Below are 17,982 nucleotides of genomic sequence, written 5' to 3' on the forward strand. Positions count from 1 at the left end.
AAGGCGTACTGACCACCCTGTCACCCACGTGGCCGGCGACCGCCGGCTCGCCATCCTTCCATGCCAAAACGCCGTCCCGGCGTGCCCGAAACCTTCGAGGAGAACGCATGACCAGCAAAGTCATCCTGATCACCGGCGCGAGCAGCGGCATCGGCGAGGCCACCGCGCGGCGGCTGGCCGCCGAAGGCCACCGCGTGGTGATGGGCGCCCGCCGCGAGGACCGGCTCGCCGCGACCGCCAAGGAGATCGAGGCGGCCGGCGGCTCGGCGGACGTCCACCGCCTGGACGTCACCGACCGGCGCGACGTCGCCGCGTTCGTGGACGCCGCCGCCGAGCGGCACGGCCGCGTGGACGTGATGATCGCCAACGCCGGCGTGATGCCGCTGTCCAGGCTTGACGCGCTGCTCGTCGACGAGTGGGACCGGATGATCGACGTCAACGTCCGGGGCCTGCTGCACGGCATCGCCGCCGCCCTGCCGCACTTCCAGCGCCAGGGCTCGGGCCACTTCGTCACCGTCGCGTCGATCGGCGCGCACGAGGTGTCGCCGACGGCCGCCGTCTACTGCGGCACGAAGTACGCCGCCTGGGCGATCACCGAGGGCCTGCGCCAGGAGCTCGACCCCGGCATCCGCGTCACCACCGTCTCCCCCGGCGTCGTGGAGTCGGAACTGGCCGAGTCGATCAGCGACCCGGTCGCGCGGGACACGATGCGGACATACCGGGCGAACTCCATCCCGCCGAGCGGCATCGCCGACGCCATCGCGTACGCGATCGGCCGGCCGCCGGCCGAGGACGTCAACGAGATCATCGTCCGTCCGGCCCGGCAGCGCTGAGGTCACCGCAGCAGTACCGGCAGCGCCGTCGGCCCCTCGATCGAGATCGACGAGGTGTGGTCGAGGTCGCCCGCGTCCACCGCCAGGCGCAGCCCCGGAAAGCGGGTGAACAGCATGGACAGGGCGATCCCGGCCTCCAGCCGGGCCAGCGGCGCGCCCAGGCAGGAGTGCTCCCCGCGGCCGAACCCGAGGTGCGCCTCGGGCGCCCGCGAGACGTCGAACCGCTCGGCGTCCTCGCCGAACCTGGCCGGGTCGGTCCCCGTCGCCCCGAACCCGATGACCAGGGCCTGCCCCGCCCGCACGGTCACCCCGCCGATCCGCACGTCACGCAGCGGATAGCGGCACAGGCCGTTGACCACCGAGCTGCGGCTGCGCAGCGCCTCCTCGACCACCTCGGCCCAGCCGTCGCCGGCGATGGCCGCGCCGAGCTGCTCCCGGTCGGAGCACAGCGCCACGACGGCGTTGGTGATCAGGTGAACCGTGGTCTCGTGACCGCTCATGATCATGACCCAGAGGACCCACACCAGTTCGTCGTCGATGAGCCCGTCGCCGTCCTCGTCCCGCGCGAGGCAGAGGGCGGTGGTGAGGTCGTCGCCGGGCTCGCGGCGGCGCCACCGGACGTGCGCGCTCAGGTACGCCCGTAGCTCCGCGCCCGTCTTCGCCAGCTCCGGCGGGGCGGCGCCGAACGAGACGAGCGTCCTGGTCCAGTCGCGGATGTGGTCGCGGTCCTGCGCCGGGACGCCGAACAGCTCGCAGATCACCGTGATCGGCAGCGGCTCGGTGTAGTGGCGGACGAGGTCGACCCCGTCGCCCTCGCCCGCCACCCGGTCGAGCAGCTCTCCGGCCAGCGTGCGGATGCGGGGTTCGAGCGCGTGCACGAGGGCCGGGGTGAAGGCCCGGCTGACCAGGCTGCGCAGCCGCCGGTGCTCGGTGCCGTCCTTCATCAGCAGATGATCGGCCTGGACCATGTACCGCAGGGGCCAGTCGGCCGGGATGGTGCCGTCGTGCAGCGCCGCGAAGTTGCGCGGGTCGTTGCTGTAGAGATCGCTGTCGTGGGCCAGGATCTCGTTGACCGCGTCGTAGCTGGTCACGAGCCAGGCCGCGACTCCACCCGGCAGCTCGACCGGCGTGACGGGCCCGGCCTCGTCGCGGAGCCGGCGCACGGTCTGTGACAACCGCTCGCCAGGCGCCGGTAAGGGGTGCATCTCCAAGAAGGTCTCCATGGTGAGGGGTTGCCATTGTCGCGTACCCGTCAAAGACGGCACGGGCGGCGGCGCCTGCCCCCTCCGCCACGTGTTCAGACCAGCGGGCCGCCGTCCGGCAGCAGGCCCTCGCCCTCCGGCTGGAGTGCGTACGCGATGCCGGCGTCGATGTCGCCGTCGAACCCGGTGCGGTACGCCACCCGGTAGGCGTCGTCGCCGAGCGCGTCGCGGGCCTGCCGCTCGCACGCCCTCCTGGCGGCCACCCATGCGGGCACGCCGGCCTGCGCCTGGCCGTGGGTGCTCCACAGCCGTTGCGCCAGCCCGAGCAGTCGGGCCACCCGCACCGCCTGTCCGGCCGCGCCCGCCGCGAGGGCGAGCAGGTCGACGGCCAGGCAGATGCCGAAGCTGTCGTGCAGCCGCCACTTCGTCCGCAGCGCCGCCTGCCCGTGGGCGGTGGCCGCGTCCGGGCGGCCCGAGCAGAGCTCGGCCTGCCCGCGCATGAGGTCGCCGTGGGAACGCATCGACTGCTCGCCCCGCGCGTCGCAGAGCACGCGCAGGTCTTCCAGTACGGCGATGGCCTCGCCGACGCGCCCGCCGACGGTGAGCGCGTGGGCGCGGCACAGCAGCGTCACCAGCTCGGCGATGGTGAGGTCGTTCGTGAGGCCGCCGGTGAGGCCGCCGGTGAGATCGCCGGTGAGATCGCCGTCGCGGCGGGCCTGGTAGGCGGCCTCGGACGCGGCCATGACCTGTGTCAGGTCGCCGCGGATCGCCCCGGCCAGGGCCCGCAGGGCGGTGACGCACGTCCGCGCGTACGCGTCGCCGCTGCCGGCCGCCGCCTCGCACTGGGCCGCCCTGGTCTCGGCGCCGTCGGCGTCGCCCTGCGTGGCCGCCAGCAGACCGTCGGCCCACAGCGCCTGCACGAGGGCCGGGCCGGGCGTCGCGTCGAGGGAGAGGGCCTGGCCCAGGTGGTGGCGGCCCTCCTTGACGTAGCCGCAGCCGTACCAGAAGAAGGCCAGGGTGCCGGCCAGCTCCAGCGCGGGGACGGGGTCCTTCGCGGCGAGGGCGTCCTCCAGGGCGGCACGCAGGTTGTCGTGCTCGCCGATCATGCGGTCGTACCAGGCGATCTGGTCGGGCCCGAGCCAGCCGTCGGCGCCGCGGCGGGCCAGCGCCAGGTAGTGGTCGCGGTGGCGGCGCCGGGCGAGCTCCTCCTCGCCGAGGTCGCGCAGCCAGCCGGCGCCGTATTCGCGTAACGTGTCGAGCATGCGGTAGCGCTCGCTCCCGCCGGTCGGCAGCCACGTCAGGATCGACTCCTCGGCCAGCGCGTCGAGCAGCAGCCCGACGCCGGCCTCGGGCAACCGCTCGTCGGCGCACACCGCGCGGGCGGCCTCGACGTCGAAGTCGCCGGAGAACACCGACAGCCGCGCCCACAGCAGCCGCTCGGCCGGCTCGCACAGCTCGTGACTCCACCCGACAGTGGTACGCAGCGCGCGGTGCCACGGCGGTTCGGCGGCGTGGGGCGCGTCAGGGTCGTCGCCGAGCGCGGCGAACCGGTCGTCGAGCCGGTCCACCAGGTGCCGGACCGGCAGCTCACGCAGCCGGGCCGCGGCCAGCTCGATGGCCAGCGGGATGCCCTCCAGCCTGCGGCACAGGCGGACGACGGCCTCCCGGTCGTCGGCCGGCTGGAAGCCGGGCACGGTGTCGGCGGCGCGCTCGGCCAGCAGCCGTACCGCGTCGCCGTCGAGCGCCGTGGCGCCCTCGGGCGGGACCGGCAGCGGCTCGATCGCCTGCACCACCTCGCCGGGCGCCTCCAGCGGGCGGCGGCTGGTCGCCAGCACGCGCAGGCCGGGCACGGCGTCGAGCAGCGCCGTCACCGTCCGGGAGCAGGCACGGGCCAGATGTTCGCAGGTGTCGAGGACGAGCAGCACGTCACGGTCGTACAGGTGGTCGGCCAGCACCTGGGTCATCGGCCGGGTGGTCTGGTCACTCAGCCCGAGCGCCTCGGCGATCCGGTGGGGCAGCAGCGCGCCGTCGTCGAGCGGCGCCAGCTCCACCAGCCACGCCCCGCCACCGAACGACGGGCGCAGGTCGGCGGCGGCCCGCAGCGCCAGGCGTGACTTGCCGACGCCGCCGACGCCGGTGAGCGTCACCAGCCGCGACCGCCCGCAGGCCCGGCGCACCTCGTCGAGCTCGGCACGGCGGCCGACCAGACTCGTCGGCTCCGAAGGGAGGTTTCCCGCGGGCCACTGCCTTGACATCGTGATCGCCACCCATCGGCTACCGGCGTGACAGCAGCTTGCCGGATTCCCCGGCGCCCGGTCACGAAAAAGGAGAAAGTCACGAGTCACGACCGGAAGATCGTTCACGTACGTGTTACGGCCGGTTCGCGGCGTCGCCGGGCCGGTATCCCTGTCGTCACCCTGTGTGACTTTACCCCTATGGCGCCAGTTGGCGGGGTTGAGAACCACGTGATCGCCGCTCCCCCGATTCCGGGCACTTTCCCGGCACGCCACGAACGTGCCATCACGCACAAAGATCCAGCCAAAGTCGCAGGTCACCCCGTAGTTCGCCCCGTGGTCTTCGTAGCATCGGCAACATCCCCGTGGATCCCCGGAGAAGGAGCGCTGTGGGACACGATCACGAAGGTCAGCGGGTCAGCAGGCGGCGGCTGATCACCGGCATCAGCTCGATCGGGCTCGGCGGCCTGCTGACCGCGTGCGCCAAGGCGGAGAGCACGACGTCGGTCGCCACGACCACACCGCGGGCGGCCACCGCCGGCGACGTGACCGCCCTGTTCGCCGAGGCCCGTACGTGCCGGATGACCACCGCCGTCACCCAGGGCCCGTTCTATTTCGACGCCGACCTCGTCCGCGGCGACATCCGCGAGGGCAAACCGGGCGTACGGCTGCGCGTGGCGATCAAGGTGCAGGACGGCAGGACGTGCCGGCCGCTGCCGAACGCGGTGGTGGAGATCTGGCACTGCGACGCGAACGGGCTCTACTCCGGTGCCGAGTCGTTGTCCGCCGCCGGCGCCCTGAGCGCGGGATTCCAGCCCTTGGCAAACGGCGAGTTCGCCGACATGAAGCCCGCCGACCGCAAGCGCTACCTGCGGGGCGCCCAGGTGGCGAACGCCGACGGCGTCGTGGAGTTCACCACCGTCTGGCCCGGCTGGTACCACGGCCGCACGATCCACATCCACGCCATGGTCCACATCGCCGACCAACGGGTGCTCACCACCCAGCTGATGTTCGACGAGACGCTCAACCGCACGGTCATGGCGACCCAGCCGTACGCACAGCGCACCGGCCGCACGGTGTTCAACGCCGCCGACGAGGACTTCGACGAGAGCATGCTCCTGATGACCGTCCCCGACGGCGACGGCTACCTCGCCGCCATCACCCTGTCCACCGAGACCTGACCCCACCCGAGCCCGGCACAGCCGAGCCGGCGGAACGCCCGACCGCGCAGGGGAGCCGGGTGCGTGTCCGGGCTCGCCCTCGTCCACGGTCAGGCCGCCGAATCCTCCTCCTCGGCTTCGTGCTCCTCCGCGGCGCCCCGGTCCAGCGCCAGCTTGGCGATCCTGAACCGGGCGCAGCGCGCCTCCAGCTCGCGTTCGTCCTCAGAAACCCACTGTTCGATCATGGGCACCAAAGTGATCACACGCGGGCCGCCGGAAGCGCGGACTTGGCGCAGACTTTTCATCCCAGCGACTCGACCGTGCCGCGCTCGCCGTCCACCCTGATCAGGTCGCCGTCGCGAACGCGCATGGTGGCGTTGCCGGTGCCGACCACGGCGGGGATGCCGAGCTCCCTGGCCACGATCGAGGCGTGCGACAGCGGCGCGCCCAGATCGGTCACGACGGCGGCGGCCCGCGGGAACAGCGGCGTCCACCCGACGTTCGTCAGCGTGGTCACCAGGATCTCGCCGGGCTTGAGTCGTTCGCCCTCCTCCGGGCCGGAGATCACCCGGGCGACGCCCTCCACCACGCCGGGCGCCCCCGGGAAGCCGGTCACGGTGTCGCTCACCGGCACGCGGGAGCCGCGCGCGTCGTAGAGGTCGGGGCGCCGGTCGGGGTCGGCCGCCCAGCGCACCGGGTCGAACCGGCCGACGATCAGCGTCGGGTACGGCGGCAGGGCGGCGTACCGCTCGTACGCCGCCCGCCGGGCCGGCACCTTCTCCAGCACGCCCGCGTCGCCGCGCAGCAGCGCGAGCAGCTCCTCCACGTACAGGTGGAAGACGTCGTCGCCGCGGCTGGTCAGCTCCCCCGCCCGCACGGCGAACGCCCGCAGCGCCCAGAACGCCCGGACGACCTCGGAGCGCGCCTGCTCCCGGTCGCGCACCACCGCGTTCCAGCGCCGGACGCGGGCGCGCATCCTCGCCTCCTTGCGGGGGTGACGCCGGGCGAAGCGGGCCCACGCCTCCTCGCGGGCCCGGCGCTGGCGTTCGAGCAGCGCCTCGGTGCCGGCCGTGATGTCGCGCAGGCCCGCGAGCTGGGCGTCGATCCATGCCGGGTCCTCGGCGGGCCGCGGGATCGACACCTCGAACTCGTGCGGGCCGCGGTGACCGTACGCGCGGGCGAACTCGTCCCTGGTGATCTCGCCGCGGGACAGCCGGGCCAGACCCATCACCGGCCCCAGGCTGGCCAGCTCGCCGTCGCCGTTGACGCCGGTCAGCATCGCCTCGGCGTCGATGTCGCCCACCAGCCGGCGAAGCCGGTCGCGGGTGAGGACCAGGGTGGAGCCGCCCTGGCGCCCCGCGGCCTCCAGCATGCGGCTCGCGGTGACCAGGTATGGCAGCAGCTCCCGTTCGCACAATTCGGCCAGTTCGGGGGCGGAGCCGGCGACCGCGACGTGCCCGCGCACGTCCTCGAAGGTCTGCCGGGCGGTGGCCAGGAAGGCGTGCAGGCCCTTGGCGTGGCGTCGGACGCGGCGCAGCATGCGAACGGCCACGGGCGTCACGCGCCTGATGACCTGCAGACGGGTCAGGTCCACCAGCGGCACGTCGAGGCCGGGCGGCAGCTTGCCGAAGACCTGCTCGATCGCGCCGATCCTGCTACGCATGCCGGCCGCGCCGGCGATGGTGTAGACGGCGCTGAGGTTCATGTAGAAGCGGCCGCCGATGTTGCCGACCAGGTCGACGCCGGGCAGCGTCGAGGAGGACATGGCCTCGCCGATGAAGACGCGCACGAACGACCACGTGAGCGGCGTCATCACGCCGGGGATGGCCTCGCCGAGGTTGCCGGCGCTCCACAGGTGGTCGCCCTTGAGGCTGTCGTTCCACTCCTCGGCCGGCGGTTCGAGGGCGGTGACGGGCCGGGCCTGGACGAGCGCAAAGGCGCCGTCGCGGCAGGTCCACTCGATGTCCATCGGCGTGCCGTACAGCTCCTGGACGCGTGCGCCGACGCGGGCCAGCTCGACGGCCTGGGCGTCGTCGAGCACCGGCGCGCCGCGCAGGCCGGCGGGGACGGGCCGCTCCTCGGTGCCGCCGGCGGTCCGCACGGTCATGACCGTCTTGTCGCCGGTACGCGCCTCGACGACCGCGCCGCCCGACACCACGACCGTGTCGGGGGTGACGTGGCCGCCGACGACCGACTCGCCGAGCCCCCACGACGCGTTGATCACGATCCTGTCGCGGGCGCCGCTGACCGGGTCGGCGGTGAACATGACGCCGGCCGCGTCGGCGTCCACCAGCTCCTGGACGACCACGGCCAGCGCCACGTCGTCGTGCGGCACGCCGTTGCGGTCGCGGTAGGCGATGGCGCGGGCGTTCCACAGTGAGGCCCAGCAGCGCCGCACCGCGTCGAGCAGGCCGTCTCCTCTGACGTTGAGGTAGGTGTCCTGCTGCCCGGCGAAGGACATGCCGGGCAGGTCCTCGGCCGTGGCGGACGAGCGCACCGCCACGGGCACGTCCGGGCCGAGCGCGGCGTACGCGGCCTGGATCTCGGCGGCGAGGCCGGCGGGCAGGTCGTGCGCGGCGAACAGCCCGGGAATGCGCTCAGGAAGACCGGAGGCGGCGGCGCGCAGGATCTCGTCGCGGAACCCGGCCACGAACGAACGGTAGGCGTCCGTCGTGACGTGGAAGCCGCGCGGAACCGGCAGCCCGGCCCTGGTCAGCCGGGCCAGTGAGGCTCCTTTGCCACCGACGGTCGCGAGGTCGGCCGCGGCGTCGTCCAGCGGGAGCACGGCCTTCATCGCACGGCCTCCTTGGCGCCGAGGGAGGCGGCCAGCTTGTCGTGGGCGGTCTCCTCCATGGCGTCGAGGAAGCCGAGGGTGGCGCGGGCGACGGCGTCCCGGGCGTCGCGGGAGAGGGGCCGGCCCGTGGTCAGCGCCCGCTCGATGGTGTCGGCCACCAGCTCCGCCAGCCGGTCGCCGGACGGCCTGGCTTCTTCCGGCATGCCGTCGGGCAGGAAGAGGAACCCGTGGACGATCGAGGTGACGACCACCACGTGGTCGCCCGGGTCCTCGCGCACCGCGCCGTGCTCGACCAGCTCGGCCAGGTACGCGGCGAACGCCCCGCCGAGCGGCAGCCCGCCGCGCCACTTGCGCCGGGTCAGCTTGCCGAGCACCTCCGAGTCGCCCGACAACACCGCCTGGAGCAGCGGCCGGCGCAGCAGCGCCCGGGCGAACTCGCCGAACAGCTCGCCCAGCGTGGCGGGCGCCTTCTCGCGCACCTCGGCCAGCATGAGCAGCCGCTCACGGCGCAGCAGCGCGGCGAAGATGTCGTCGCGGGTCCTCCAGTGCAGGTAGATGGTGCCCTTGGCGACACCGGCGCGCTTGGCCACGTCGTCGATCGTGGTCTTGTCGTAGCCCCAGCGCAGCACCAGCTCGCCCACGGCGTCGAGGATGCGGTGCGCGCGTTCGCGGTGGCGCGCCGGATCCTGCGGCGGACGTCCGGCCCTGACCATACGTCTCACCTCTCATTTGTTTGACTAGATGAGACTATTTGGTCATTTAATTCTCGGCAACCCTCCGTTCAGCGGATTCTGGCCAGCAGGGCTCTGGCCTCGTGGGCGTACACCGGGTGGCCGGTCGCGACCGCCTGTTCCAGCAGCCGCCTGGCCGGCTCCAGGTCGCCGCGTTCGTACCGGATCTCGCCCAGGCGGCAGGCGGCCTCGGCCACCAGGTCCTCCTGCTCGGTGAGCCCGAGCGCCAGCGCGTAGAAGCGCAGTGCGCCGTCCCGGTCCCCCAGCCGGTGGCACAACGCGCCGAGGTGTGCCGCCGCCGGCCCCGCGTGCTCGCCGCCCGCGTCGATGACCCGCTGGTACCAGGTCAGGGCCTCGGGGAAGTCACCGTTGCCCGCGGCCAGCCCGCCCAGGTGCATCGCGAGCAGCGTGGCGGGCGCCTCGCCGGCGGACCACCGCCCGCCCTCCGGGCGCCGCGTCCCCGGCACGGCGACGCCGTCGAGGCAGGCCACCCAGTGCGCCAGCGCCGGATGCCCGCTCGTCCTGGCCCGCCGCAACAGCCTGGCCCCCTCGCCGGGCACGCGCCTGCAGACCACCGCCGTGTACGACAGCGCCAGCGGGTCCCCGCCGGCCGCCGCGGACCGGAGCATCGCGACCGCCACCGGCAGGTCGGACCCGGCCGCGGCCAGCGCGTGCCCGTACACGGCGGCCCCGATCGCGGAGACCGCCGCGTCGTGGTGCTCCGCGACCGCCCGCAGCCGGGCCAGCCCCTCCTCTCGGCCCAGCCGCCGGCGGCCGAGCAGCGCCTCCAGCACGGGGTGCGGCTCGCGCAGCAGGTGCAGCAGGAAGGCCGCGTGGAAGCCCCGCACCGGGTCGTCACCCTCGGCCACGTACGTCAGCAGTTCGTCGGCCTGCTCCCGGTCCCCCACGCCGAGCTCCAGCTCGGCCAGCGCCACCATGGCCCGCGGCGACTGGACGGCCGCGCCGGCGTCTGCGGCCCGGCGCAGCAACCGCCTGGCCTGCGCCACGTCACCGGCCCTGAGCCGGTGGAGGCCGGCGTCGATGTCGCGCAGCGCCCGCTCCTCGACCGGCCCGTCGGGCGGCGGATGGAGGGCGTCGTGCTCCAGCAGCAGCGCGCCCTGGAACGCGGCGTCGCGGTCGGGGTGCCGGGAGGCGAGCACGGCCAGCTCCGCGATCTCGTCGCGGGCGTCCGGGTCCCGGTCCAGCAGCTGTCCGAGCAGGCCGACGCAGGCCGGCGCCCACGTGTGCTCGCCCTCCTCCAGCACCGCCCAGACCGAGGCCAGCGCGGCGTCCGTCTCACCGGCCTCGGCGTGCGTCCTGGCCAGGCAGGCCCAGGCGTGCACGGCGTGCGCCGGGTGGCCGCTGGCGACCACCCGGCGCAGCAGGGCCTTCGCCTCGGCGTCCTCGCCCAGCCGCGCGGACACCTCGGCCAGCCCGATGAGCGCGGGCAGCCGGATCTCCGGCCTCGGGTCCTCGGCGGCCACCCGGTAGGCGGCGGCCGACTCGGCGTGCTCGCCGAGCTCGTCCAGCACCGCGCCGAGCAGCCGGTAGGCCATGGCCCGGTGATCGGGGTGGCCGACGGCGACGGCGTGCTCGCACACCTCGCGGGCCGCGGCGAAGCGGGCCTGCTCGGCGTACACGCCGTGGAGCCGGAGGGCGGCCAGCGAGACCACCTCGGGGTCGCCGCACGTCAGCAGGGCGCGCAGGTCGTCCTCGTCCTCGGCGGTGTCGTACAGGTGGCGGGCCGGGACCGGGTCGTCGGGGAAGCGGGGCACCTCCAGCCGTGCGGCCAGCTCCGCCACGGAAGGGCTGTGGCACCTGCGGGCCCGCTCCAGCGCCGCCTGCGCGCCCGGCGGGTCGCCCAGCTGGGTGCAGACCAGCACCAGCGCCGTGTCGGCCAGCGCGGCCACCTCGAAGTCGGCGCCGTCAGAGGCGATCGAGAGCACCCGGTGCGCGGCGGCCCACTCCTTGGCCTGGATGAACAGCATCCCCATGGCCATGGCGGAACGCTGCCCGAACACCGGGTCGCCCGACTGGATCACCGAGCGGTGCGCCGCCTCGGCGCCGTCCAGGTCCCCGCTCTCCTGCAGCAGCCCGGCCAGCAGGTGGGACGCTTCCGGGTCGCCGGTGGCCGCGATCTGCCGGAACAGCGCGGCGGCCGCGTCGAGCTCTCCGGCCTTCCAGTGGTCCATGGCCGCGTCGAGCTGTTCTGACGCCATTCCTCACCCCAAAGTCATAGATCAATGTGAAGAAGCTACATATATGAGACGCCTGTCACAGGGCATTCTGAGATCTCCGGACCTGCCCCGGCCAGGGGCGAGAGCGCCGTAGCGTAGGGGGCATGGGCAAGGCGTTCTGGATCGACCAGGAGTTCGACAGGGATCGTGACGGGCGCTACGCCGTACACGTACGCAAGAAGCTCGACGAGTTCGAGTGGGGCGACATCGCGCCGGTGCGGTTCGCCTGCGCGGCCTGGCGGCTGGCCACGCCGCCGTCGCTGGACCCGGGCCTGATCCGGTGGGACCGCCGCGTCCTGGAGGCGACCTGCCACCGCAACACCTGGGACGGCACGCTCTACGCCCGCGTCCGCATCGTCTCGCCGCTGCCCGACGAGCTGCGCCGCTCGCGCACCTGGTGGCGCGACCGCGGCTGGCTGGGCTGGCAGGAGACCTTCGGCCAGTACGTCGAACCCACCCAGCAGGACCTCGCGCGCAGCCCGTTCCTGCGCGCGTCGCTGCTGGTCGAGGCGCCGCTGCCGCTCGACGACCTGCCGCCGGAGCCGGAGGGCCCGCACGAGGAGGTCGAGCAGAGCGCCCACCGCGCGGTCACGGTGCTGGTCCGCGAGCTGAACGCGCTGGTGTCTCCCGTGCTCGACCAACTCGGCTGAGGGTCCCGCCGCCCGTACCGCGGCGCGGCATGCATGGGGGGCAAGTGGGTAGCACGCCCCCATGAGGTTGCCGCTCATCGTGCTGGCGTCGGCACTCGCCGTCACCGGCTGCGCCCCCGACACCGGCTCCCCCGCGCGGGCCGCCGAACGTTTCCACGCGGCACTCTCCGCGGGCCAGACCCAGGCCGCGTGCGCGATGCTCGCGCCCGAGTCCGCGGAGAAACTCCCCGACCCCGGCCAGAGCTGCGCCGACGCGCTGCGCGAGTTGCGCTTCGGCCCCGGCGGCCGGGTCACCGAGGTGAGCGTGTGGGGCGAGGACGCGCAGGTGCGGCTGGCCGGCGACACGCTCTTCCTGCACCGCTTCGGCGACGGCTGGCGGATCAGGGCGGCGGGCTGCACGCCGGTGCGCGACCTCCCTTACGACTGCGAGGTGGAGGACTGATGCGGGTGATGTTCACGCTGACCCTGCTGGTGATCGTGGCGGGGCTGGCGTGCTTCTTCGCGATGGGATGGTCGAGGCTGTGAGATGGCTCAGGGAGAACTCCCTGTCGGTGGCGTTCCTGGCGCTGTTCCTGGTGACCGTGGGCGGCCAGGCGGTGGCGGGCCTGCACGAGTACAACGACCAGCAGCTGGCGCAGGGGCTGACGCCGATCTCGTTCCTCGCGTACGTGGCCTCGTCGTCGTACGCGGTCGACGTGGCGGAGAACTGGCAGTCGGAGTACCTGCAGTTCTTCCTGTTCATCATGCTCACCGTCTGGCTGGTGCAGAAGGGCTCGCCGGAGTCGAAGGAGCCGCACGCCGCGGGGGCCGAGTCCGACGAACGCCAGCAGATCGGGCGTTACGCCGACGACGACTCCCCGAAGTGGGCGCGGGTCAAGGGGCCGCGGCTGTGGTTGTTCAGCAACTCGCTGGGGCTCGTGATGGGGACGATCTTCCTGCTGTCGTGGCTGGCGCAGTCGGTCGCGGGACAGGCGGCGTACAACTCGGAGCGGCTGATCGACCTGCGCGACCCGGTCTCGTGGGGGACGTACGTGACCTCCGCGGAGTTCTGGAACCGCAGCCTGCAGAACTGGCAGTCGGAGATGCTGGCCGTGCTGTCGATGGTGGTGCTGTCGATCTACCTGCGTCAGCGGGGCTCGCCGGAGTCGAAGCCGGTGGGCGCGGCGCACACGTCGACCGGGGTCGAGGGCTGACCGGTGACCACGGCGACGACGCGTGTGCCGGGAGCGAAGGCGCCGCGGCGGGCGAGGTCGACGATGCCGTAGAGCATTTTCGCCACATACACCCCTTCCACACGATATTTCGCGATAAATGCGTCCAAAGCCGGTGTCGACTTGGCGTAGCCGCCGAAGTGGTAGTCCAGGTTGACCGCCCAGTTCGGCCACGTACGCCCGTACGCCTCCCGCTGCAGCCTGGCGACCTCGCCCTCCAGAAACCCGGCTCCCTTCAGCACCGCGAAGCCGAGGGCCCGTCTGCCCTCCGGCAGCCCGGCCGCGATGCCGGCCAGCGTCCCGCCGGTGCCGACCGGGCAGCAGACGACGTCGTACCCGATCGGGATCTCCCCCGGCAGTTCGGCGCAGCCGCGCACGGCGGCGGCGTTGCTCCCGCCTTCGGGCAGGATCGCGATGTCGGCGCCCCAGCGGGCGCGCAGCGCGGCCCGCACCTCCTCGGTGTGCTTGCGGCGGTAGGCGGCCCGGTCGAGGTAGGTCAGCGTCATGCCGCAGGCCGCCGCGCGGGCGAGCACCGGGTTGAGCGGCAGGTGCTCCTCGCCGCGGATGACGCCGACGGTCTCGATGCCGTGGCGCGCTCCTGCCTCGGCGACGGCCCTGATGTGGTTGGAGTACGCCCCGCCGAACGTCAGCAGCCGGCGATGCCCCAGGTTGTACTTGAGCTTGCGCGGCTTGTTGTCGTCGTGCATCAGGAACACCCGGACCCGCCCGAGCCCTGGATCCAGGAGCTCCTCCATGGCGCTAGTCTACGGACGGGTCCCTGTTGAGGAGTGTTGGGTTATGCGCGTTGTTGAAGCTTTTCGTGAAGCCTACGCCGGGTCGCCCCAGACCGTCTGGCACGCACCCGGCAGGGTCAACCTCATCGGCGAGCACACCGACTACAACGACGGCTTCGTGCTGCCGTTCGCGGTGCCGTGGGGCGTCACGGCGGCCGTCACCCCGCGCAGCGACGGCGTCATCCGGGTCCTGTCCCTGCAGTCCCCCGGCGAGCCGGCCACCTTCACCAGCCACGACCAGTCGACCGGCTGGACGCGTTACGTCGTCGGCGTGCTCGACATGATGGGTGACGACGTCGCGGGCGCCGACATCGCCGTCGACGGCGACGTGCCGCAGGGCGCCGGCCTCAGCTCCAGCGCCGCCCTCGAAGTGGCCGTCGCCTCGGCGCTCAACGACGCGCTCGACCTCGGCAGGACGCCCATGGAGCTCGCCCTGCTCAGCCAGAAGGCCGAGAACGACTTCGTCGGCATGCCCTGCGGCATCATGGACCAGGCCGCCTCGGCGCTGTGCGAGGAGGGCCACGCGCTCTTCCTCGACTGCCGCTCGCTCGCCTCCCGTACGATCTCGCTCGACCTGGCCGCCCACGGCCTGAGCATGCTGATCATCGACACGCAGGTGCACCACGAGCACGCGGGCGGCGAGTACGCCAAGCGCCGCGCCGAGTGCGAGTCGGCCGCCCGCAAGCTCGGCGTCGCCGCCCTGCGCGACGTCACCGACCTGGCGGGGGCACTGGACCGGCTCCAGGGCGACGAGCGCAAGCGCGTCATGCACGTCGTCACCGAGAACCACCGCGTCGAGGCCCTCATCGGCCTGCTGCGGGCGGGCGCCGTCACCGAGATCGGCGCCCTGCTCAACGCCTCCCACCTGTCGCTGCGCGACCAGTACGAGGTCTCCGCCCCCGAGCTCGACGTGGCAGTGGAGGCGGCGATCAGGGGCGGGGCGCGGGGCGCGCGGATGACCGGCGGCGGCTTCGGCGGCTCGGCCATCGCGCTGGTGCCGGTCGACCGCCTCGACGGCGTCAAGGAGTCGGTGTCGAAGGCGTACGAGGAACGGGGCTTCCGCGCCCCGCGCTTCCTGCCCGCCACCCCGGCGGCGGGCGCCCGCCGCGTCGAGGTGGTCTGACCCGGCTACCGGGGCGGGAAGTTCGGCGGGCGGCGCTCCAGGAAGCTGGCGACGCCCTCCTGGAAGTCCGGCCGCTTGAACGACGCGGCCATCTCCTGGGTGGCCGCCTTGGCCGACTCTTCGAGGGTGACGTCCCAGTCGTGCCAGACCTGCCGCTTGATCACCGCCATCGACGCCGGGGAGCTGTGCACGGCCAGCTCCCTGGCGTACTCCTGCGCCCGCGCGAGCAGCGACTCCCCCGGCACGGCCCGGTTGGCAAGACCCATCTCGTACGCCTCCCGCCCGGTGAACGTCCGGCCCGACAGCAGCACGTCCATGGCCCGCTGCGGGCCCACGAGGCGGGGCAGCACCCAGGACAGCCCGTACTCGGCGATCAGGCCCCGGCGTGCGAAGGCCGTCGTCCACTTGGCCTCCTCGGCCGTGAAGACGAGGTCGCACATGAGGGCGTGCACCAGGCCCAGGCCGGCGCAGGCGCCGTTGACGGCGGCGATGATCGGCTTGCCGATGGTCGTGGGGAACGTGTTCGGCCGCGGGTCGGGGACCTCCTCGTACGAGCCGGACTGGATGGCGGCGAGGGTCTTGAAGTCGGCGCCGGAGCAGAACCCCTTGCCCGCGCCGGTCACCACCACCGCCCGCACCGCGGGGTCGCCCTCGGCCTCGGCCAGGAGGTCGAAGTAGCGCCGCCCCATCGCGCCGGTCCAGGCGTTGAGGGTCTCGGGACGGTTGAAGGTCAGCGTGAGCACGCCCTGGTCGAGCGTCGAAAGCACGAGTTCCGCCATACCGTCAACCGAATCATGTTCTAGCCCGGGAAGGCAAGGACACGGTGACCCCTTGGCCCGGGATCCGGCGTGGGACGGCTGCCGCGACGCCCGCGACCTGGGCGGGCCGCCCCCGCGCGAGCGGCTAATGGCGGTGGACGAAGTTGGGGCTCAGTACGCGGGTGTCGTAGTAGCGGTGGAAGACGGGCGTGGCGCCGCCCGACAGGGGTGGCACGATCCACGACCAGTCCGCCGGGCACACCCGCCCGGCCTTCTCCTCCTTCGACAGGTGGGCGAGGAAGCGGCGCGACTCGGTGTGGTGGTCGGTGATCGTGACCCCCGCCCGCTCGAACGAGTGCAGCACGGCCACGTTCAGCTCGACCAGGGCGTGGTCGCGCCAGAGCGTGCGCTCGGTGGAGGTGTCCAGGCCGAGCCGCCGCGCCACCGTTCTGAGCTGGTCGTAACGGTCCGCGTCGGCGAGGTTGCGGGCGCCGATCTCGGTGCCCATGTACCAGCCGTTGAAGGGGGCGCAGGGGTAGCAGATGCCGCCGATCTCCAGGCACATATCCGAAATAGCCGGAACGGCGTGCCAGCGCAGCCCTAGCTCCTCGAACCACGCGTACTCCGGGTGTGTCAGCGGCACCTCCAGCACGGCGTCGCCCGGCAGGTGGCACAGCAGCGGCTCACCGAGGGCCGGCTGGATGATGACGGGCAGCACGTCGAACCGGCCGCCCCTGCCGCGCCACCCCATCGCCCGGGCGGTCTCGGTGAGCTCGACGTTGCGCGGGTCGCCCACGACGCCGTCCTCGGTGCGGTATCCGGCGTAGCGGATGAGCTGGTCGTTCAGGATGCGCGGGGCGGGCAGGGACGGGGCGTCCGGCGCCATGACGGTGATGGTCGGCCGGATCTTGCCCGTTCCGGTGGCCTCGCGCAGGTGGGCCACGCATTCCAGGGCCACGCCCTCGGCCGCGCTCACCTGCCGCCGGTCGCGGACCCGCAGCGAACGCCAGTACAGCCGGCCGATGCACCGGCTGCTGTTGCGCCAGGCCACGCGGGCGCCGAACTCGAGCTCCTCGTAGGTGTGGGTGTAGGTCCCGTAGCGGGCGATGTCCCTGGCGATGTCGCGCAGGCGGGCGTGCAGTCCTCCAGCGGAGGGGTTCTCGGCGTGGAAGAGCCTGATGAAGCGCTCCGCCTCGCGGAGGTCGGTGGTGCGCTCGGCCACCGCGTGGGCGGTGGGCATCTCGAAGGGACGCAGGGACCTGATCCAGGTAGGCACGCGGCAACCAGCACTTCTCCGTCATCGGATCGCCCCGCCGATTCCGGGTCGGCGACACGTCCTGGCTGGCGGCGCCCTCTCCTCGCCACCATCACGACATTCCCGCGGCTCCGGCCCACGAAGAACCGGCGCCCTCATCTTTCCCTGCCACACCCTGCGTTGTCCCGGAAATCCCGAAATCATGTGATGAGCACACTACATAGCGTGAAATCCGGACAGACCCGCCGCCCTTGACCGCGACGTTGCCCGTCGTTCCACGACCCCGACCATGACGGAGAACAGGCCGGTCATCGTTCATGGAGCTGAGCGACGGAGACGAACCCGGGGAGTGGCTCCCGGAACGACTCAGGCCCCTCGTCCTTGATCCAGGACAGGGGCCCGAGCTGTGATCTTGAGCTCCCGCGATAGGACTCGAACCTATAACCTGCCGGTTAACAGCCGGCTGCTCTGCCGTTGAGCTACGCGGGATCGATCGTTTGCGCACTTCGCCGGGGCCTTGTGGCCCCTGCGTGGCGCGCAGGAATAGATTAGCGCACTCCTGGAGTGCGTGTCGCATCGTGAGCGGGGTAGGCCCGGAGACAGCGGAGGTGCAATATGCGTTATCGAATGACATTCGCTGTTGGTATGGCGGTCGGCTATGTGCTCGGCAGCCGCGCCGGACGCGAACGGTACGAGCAGATCAGGCGGTCGGCCCGGCGCGTCGCCGACAACCCGCGGGTGCAGGAGATGGCCGGGGTGATGGGCGCGCAGGCGTCGAAGCTGGCGGGGATGGCCCGCACGAAGATGGGTGACACGCTGCAGCAGCGCATCCCGTTCCTCGGATCTCATGAGCACGACACCGGCACCGGCTGGCCTGACGAGGACCTCGCGGACAAGAAGGCCCGCGAGAGCGGCATCCCGTACTGACGGCGAACGAGGCATGGGGCCGCGCGCCCCATGCCTCGCCGCGCCCGCTGTCGCGACGCACCACCGCTGAGCC

Annotated in this window: 16 protein-coding genes and 1 tRNA gene; 7 read left to right on the forward strand and 10 right to left on the reverse strand. The window is 72.8% G+C overall.

What is annotated here, in order from left to right; genetic code table 11:
- The first annotated feature begins 107 nt into the window (after positions 1-107).
- Positions 108-833, forward strand: coding sequence for an SDR family oxidoreductase (locus tag ACIBP6_RS21595; protein WP_397054671.1), 726 nt, complete (start codon positions 108-110; stop codon positions 831-833).
- Between the two features lie 2 nt (positions 834-835).
- On the opposite strand, the gene ACIBP6_RS21600 is transcribed toward ACIBP6_RS21595, so the two are convergent.
- Positions 836-2,056: a cytochrome P450 gene (locus tag ACIBP6_RS21600; RefSeq protein WP_397054673.1), complete on the reverse strand. Its 1,221-nt coding sequence runs from the start codon at positions 2,054-2,056 to the stop codon at positions 836-838.
- A 74-nt stretch (positions 2,057-2,130) separates the two neighbouring features.
- On the reverse strand, positions 2,131-4,290 hold the full coding sequence (locus ACIBP6_RS21605) for an ATP-binding protein (RefSeq protein ID WP_397054675.1): 2,160 nt from the start codon (positions 4,288-4,290) through the stop codon (positions 2,131-2,133).
- A gap of 368 nt (positions 4,291-4,658) precedes the next feature.
- Here ACIBP6_RS21605 and ACIBP6_RS21610 point away from each other — a divergent pair, with 368 nt between their 5' ends.
- Complete coding sequence (locus ACIBP6_RS21610) at positions 4,659-5,450, forward strand: intradiol ring-cleavage dioxygenase (protein ID WP_397054677.1); 792 nt, start codon at positions 4,659-4,661, stop codon at positions 5,448-5,450.
- Between the two features lie 89 nt (positions 5,451-5,539).
- On the opposite strand, the gene ACIBP6_RS21615 is transcribed toward ACIBP6_RS21610, so the two are convergent.
- From ACIBP6_RS21615 to ACIBP6_RS21630, 4 genes are all read right to left on the reverse strand, one after another.
- Positions 5,540-5,674: a hypothetical protein gene (locus tag ACIBP6_RS21615; protein WP_397054679.1), complete on the reverse strand. Its 135-nt coding sequence runs from the start codon at positions 5,672-5,674 to the stop codon at positions 5,540-5,542.
- Positions 5,675-5,730: 56 nt separating this feature from the next.
- Positions 5,731-8,223, reverse strand: coding sequence for a PEP/pyruvate-binding domain-containing protein (locus tag ACIBP6_RS21620; protein WP_397054681.1), 2,493 nt, complete (start codon positions 8,221-8,223; stop codon positions 5,731-5,733).
- Positions 8,220-8,936 carry a TetR/AcrR family transcriptional regulator gene (locus ACIBP6_RS21625; RefSeq protein WP_397054683.1) on the reverse strand — a complete coding sequence of 239 codons (717 nt, stop codon included), beginning with the start codon at positions 8,934-8,936 and terminating at the stop codon, positions 8,220-8,222. Before ACIBP6_RS21625 ends, ACIBP6_RS21620 begins: the two co-directional genes overlap by 4 nt.
- A gap of 68 nt (positions 8,937-9,004) precedes the next feature.
- Positions 9,005-11,173: a tetratricopeptide repeat protein gene (locus ACIBP6_RS21630; protein ID WP_397054685.1), complete on the reverse strand. Its 2,169-nt coding sequence runs from the start codon at positions 11,171-11,173 to the stop codon at positions 9,005-9,007.
- Positions 11,174-11,295: 122 nt separating this feature from the next.
- Here ACIBP6_RS21630 and ACIBP6_RS21635 point away from each other — a divergent pair, with 122 nt between their 5' ends.
- From ACIBP6_RS21635 to ACIBP6_RS21645, 3 genes are all read left to right on the forward strand, one after another.
- Positions 11,296-11,841 carry a hypothetical protein gene (locus ACIBP6_RS21635; protein ID WP_132608707.1) on the forward strand — a complete coding sequence of 182 codons (546 nt, stop codon included), beginning with the start codon at positions 11,296-11,298 and terminating at the stop codon, positions 11,839-11,841.
- Between the two features lie 61 nt (positions 11,842-11,902).
- Positions 11,903-12,283 (forward strand): hypothetical protein, encoded by a 381-nt coding sequence (locus ACIBP6_RS21640; protein WP_397054687.1) that lies wholly within the window; start codon positions 11,903-11,905, stop codon positions 12,281-12,283.
- A 79-nt stretch (positions 12,284-12,362) separates the two neighbouring features.
- Positions 12,363-13,034: a DUF6766 family protein gene (locus ACIBP6_RS21645; RefSeq protein WP_397054689.1), complete on the forward strand. Its 672-nt coding sequence runs from the start codon at positions 12,363-12,365 to the stop codon at positions 13,032-13,034.
- On the opposite strand, the gene ACIBP6_RS21650 is transcribed toward ACIBP6_RS21645, so the two are convergent.
- A complete protein-coding gene (locus ACIBP6_RS21650) occupies positions 12,968-13,807 on the reverse strand; it encodes a 1-aminocyclopropane-1-carboxylate deaminase/D-cysteine desulfhydrase (protein ID WP_397054691.1) in 840 nt (279 codons plus the stop codon). The genes ACIBP6_RS21645 and ACIBP6_RS21650 overlap by 67 nt on opposite strands.
- Before the next feature lie 43 nt (positions 13,808-13,850).
- Here ACIBP6_RS21650 and galK point away from each other — a divergent pair, with 43 nt between their 5' ends.
- On the forward strand, positions 13,851-14,969 hold the full coding sequence (gene galK, locus ACIBP6_RS21655) for a galactokinase (protein WP_397054693.1): 1,119 nt from the start codon (positions 13,851-13,853) through the stop codon (positions 14,967-14,969).
- A 5-nt stretch (positions 14,970-14,974) separates the two neighbouring features.
- Here the strand turns inward: galK and ACIBP6_RS21660 are convergent, their stop codons facing one another.
- The 3 genes from ACIBP6_RS21660 to ACIBP6_RS21670 form a co-directional block, all read right to left on the reverse strand.
- Positions 14,975-15,748, reverse strand: coding sequence for an enoyl-CoA hydratase-related protein (locus ACIBP6_RS21660; protein WP_397054695.1), 774 nt, complete (start codon positions 15,746-15,748; stop codon positions 14,975-14,977).
- A gap of 124 nt (positions 15,749-15,872) precedes the next feature.
- Positions 15,873-17,003 carry a nitric oxide synthase oxygenase gene (locus tag ACIBP6_RS21665; RefSeq protein ID WP_397054697.1) on the reverse strand — a complete coding sequence of 377 codons (1,131 nt, stop codon included), beginning with the start codon at positions 17,001-17,003 and terminating at the stop codon, positions 15,873-15,875.
- A 396-nt stretch (positions 17,004-17,399) separates the two neighbouring features.
- Positions 17,400-17,471, reverse strand: a tRNA-Asn gene (locus ACIBP6_RS21670).
- Between the two features lie 126 nt (positions 17,472-17,597).
- Here ACIBP6_RS21670 and ACIBP6_RS21675 point away from each other — a divergent pair.
- Positions 17,598-17,909, forward strand: coding sequence for a YtxH domain-containing protein (locus tag ACIBP6_RS21675; RefSeq protein ID WP_397054699.1), 312 nt, complete (start codon positions 17,598-17,600; stop codon positions 17,907-17,909).
- Positions 17,910-17,982: the final 73 nt, after the last annotated feature.

This window comes from Nonomuraea terrae (genome assembly GCF_044465245.1).
Lineage (GTDB): Bacteria > Actinomycetota > Actinomycetes > Streptosporangiales > Streptosporangiaceae > Nonomuraea > Nonomuraea terrae.

Coding starts and splice junctions, on each gene's coding strand:
- ACIBP6_RS21595 (WP_397054671.1), top strand. CDS start 108: ATGACCAGCAAAGTCATCCTGATCACCGGCGCGAGCAGCGGCATCGGC.
- ACIBP6_RS21600 (WP_397054673.1), bottom strand. CDS start 2,056: ATGGAGACCTTCTTGGAGATGCACCCCTTACCGGCGCCTGGCGAGCGG.
- ACIBP6_RS21605 (WP_397054675.1), bottom strand. CDS start 4,290: ATGTCAAGGCAGTGGCCCGCGGGAAACCTCCCTTCGGAGCCGACGAGT.
- ACIBP6_RS21615 (WP_397054679.1), bottom strand. CDS start 5,674: ATGATCGAACAGTGGGTTTCTGAGGACGAACGCGAGCTGGAGGCGCGC.
- ACIBP6_RS21620 (WP_397054681.1), bottom strand. CDS start 8,223: ATGAAGGCCGTGCTCCCGCTGGACGACGCCGCGGCCGACCTCGCGACC.
- ACIBP6_RS21625 (WP_397054683.1), bottom strand. CDS start 8,936: ATGGTCAGGGCCGGACGTCCGCCGCAGGATCCGGCGCGCCACCGCGAA.
- ACIBP6_RS21630 (WP_397054685.1), bottom strand. CDS start 11,173: ATGGCGTCAGAACAGCTCGACGCGGCCATGGACCACTGGAAGGCCGGA.
- ACIBP6_RS21635 (WP_132608707.1), top strand. CDS start 11,296: ATGGGCAAGGCGTTCTGGATCGACCAGGAGTTCGACAGGGATCGTGAC.
- ACIBP6_RS21640 (WP_397054687.1), top strand. CDS start 11,903: ATGAGGTTGCCGCTCATCGTGCTGGCGTCGGCACTCGCCGTCACCGGC.
- ACIBP6_RS21650 (WP_397054691.1), bottom strand. CDS start 13,807: ATGGAGGAGCTCCTGGATCCAGGGCTCGGGCGGGTCCGGGTGTTCCTG.
- galK (WP_397054693.1), top strand. CDS start 13,851: ATGCGCGTTGTTGAAGCTTTTCGTGAAGCCTACGCCGGGTCGCCCCAG.
- ACIBP6_RS21660 (WP_397054695.1), bottom strand. CDS start 15,748: ATGGCGGAACTCGTGCTTTCGACGCTCGACCAGGGCGTGCTCACGCTG.
- ACIBP6_RS21675 (WP_397054699.1), top strand. CDS start 17,598: ATGCGTTATCGAATGACATTCGCTGTTGGTATGGCGGTCGGCTATGTG.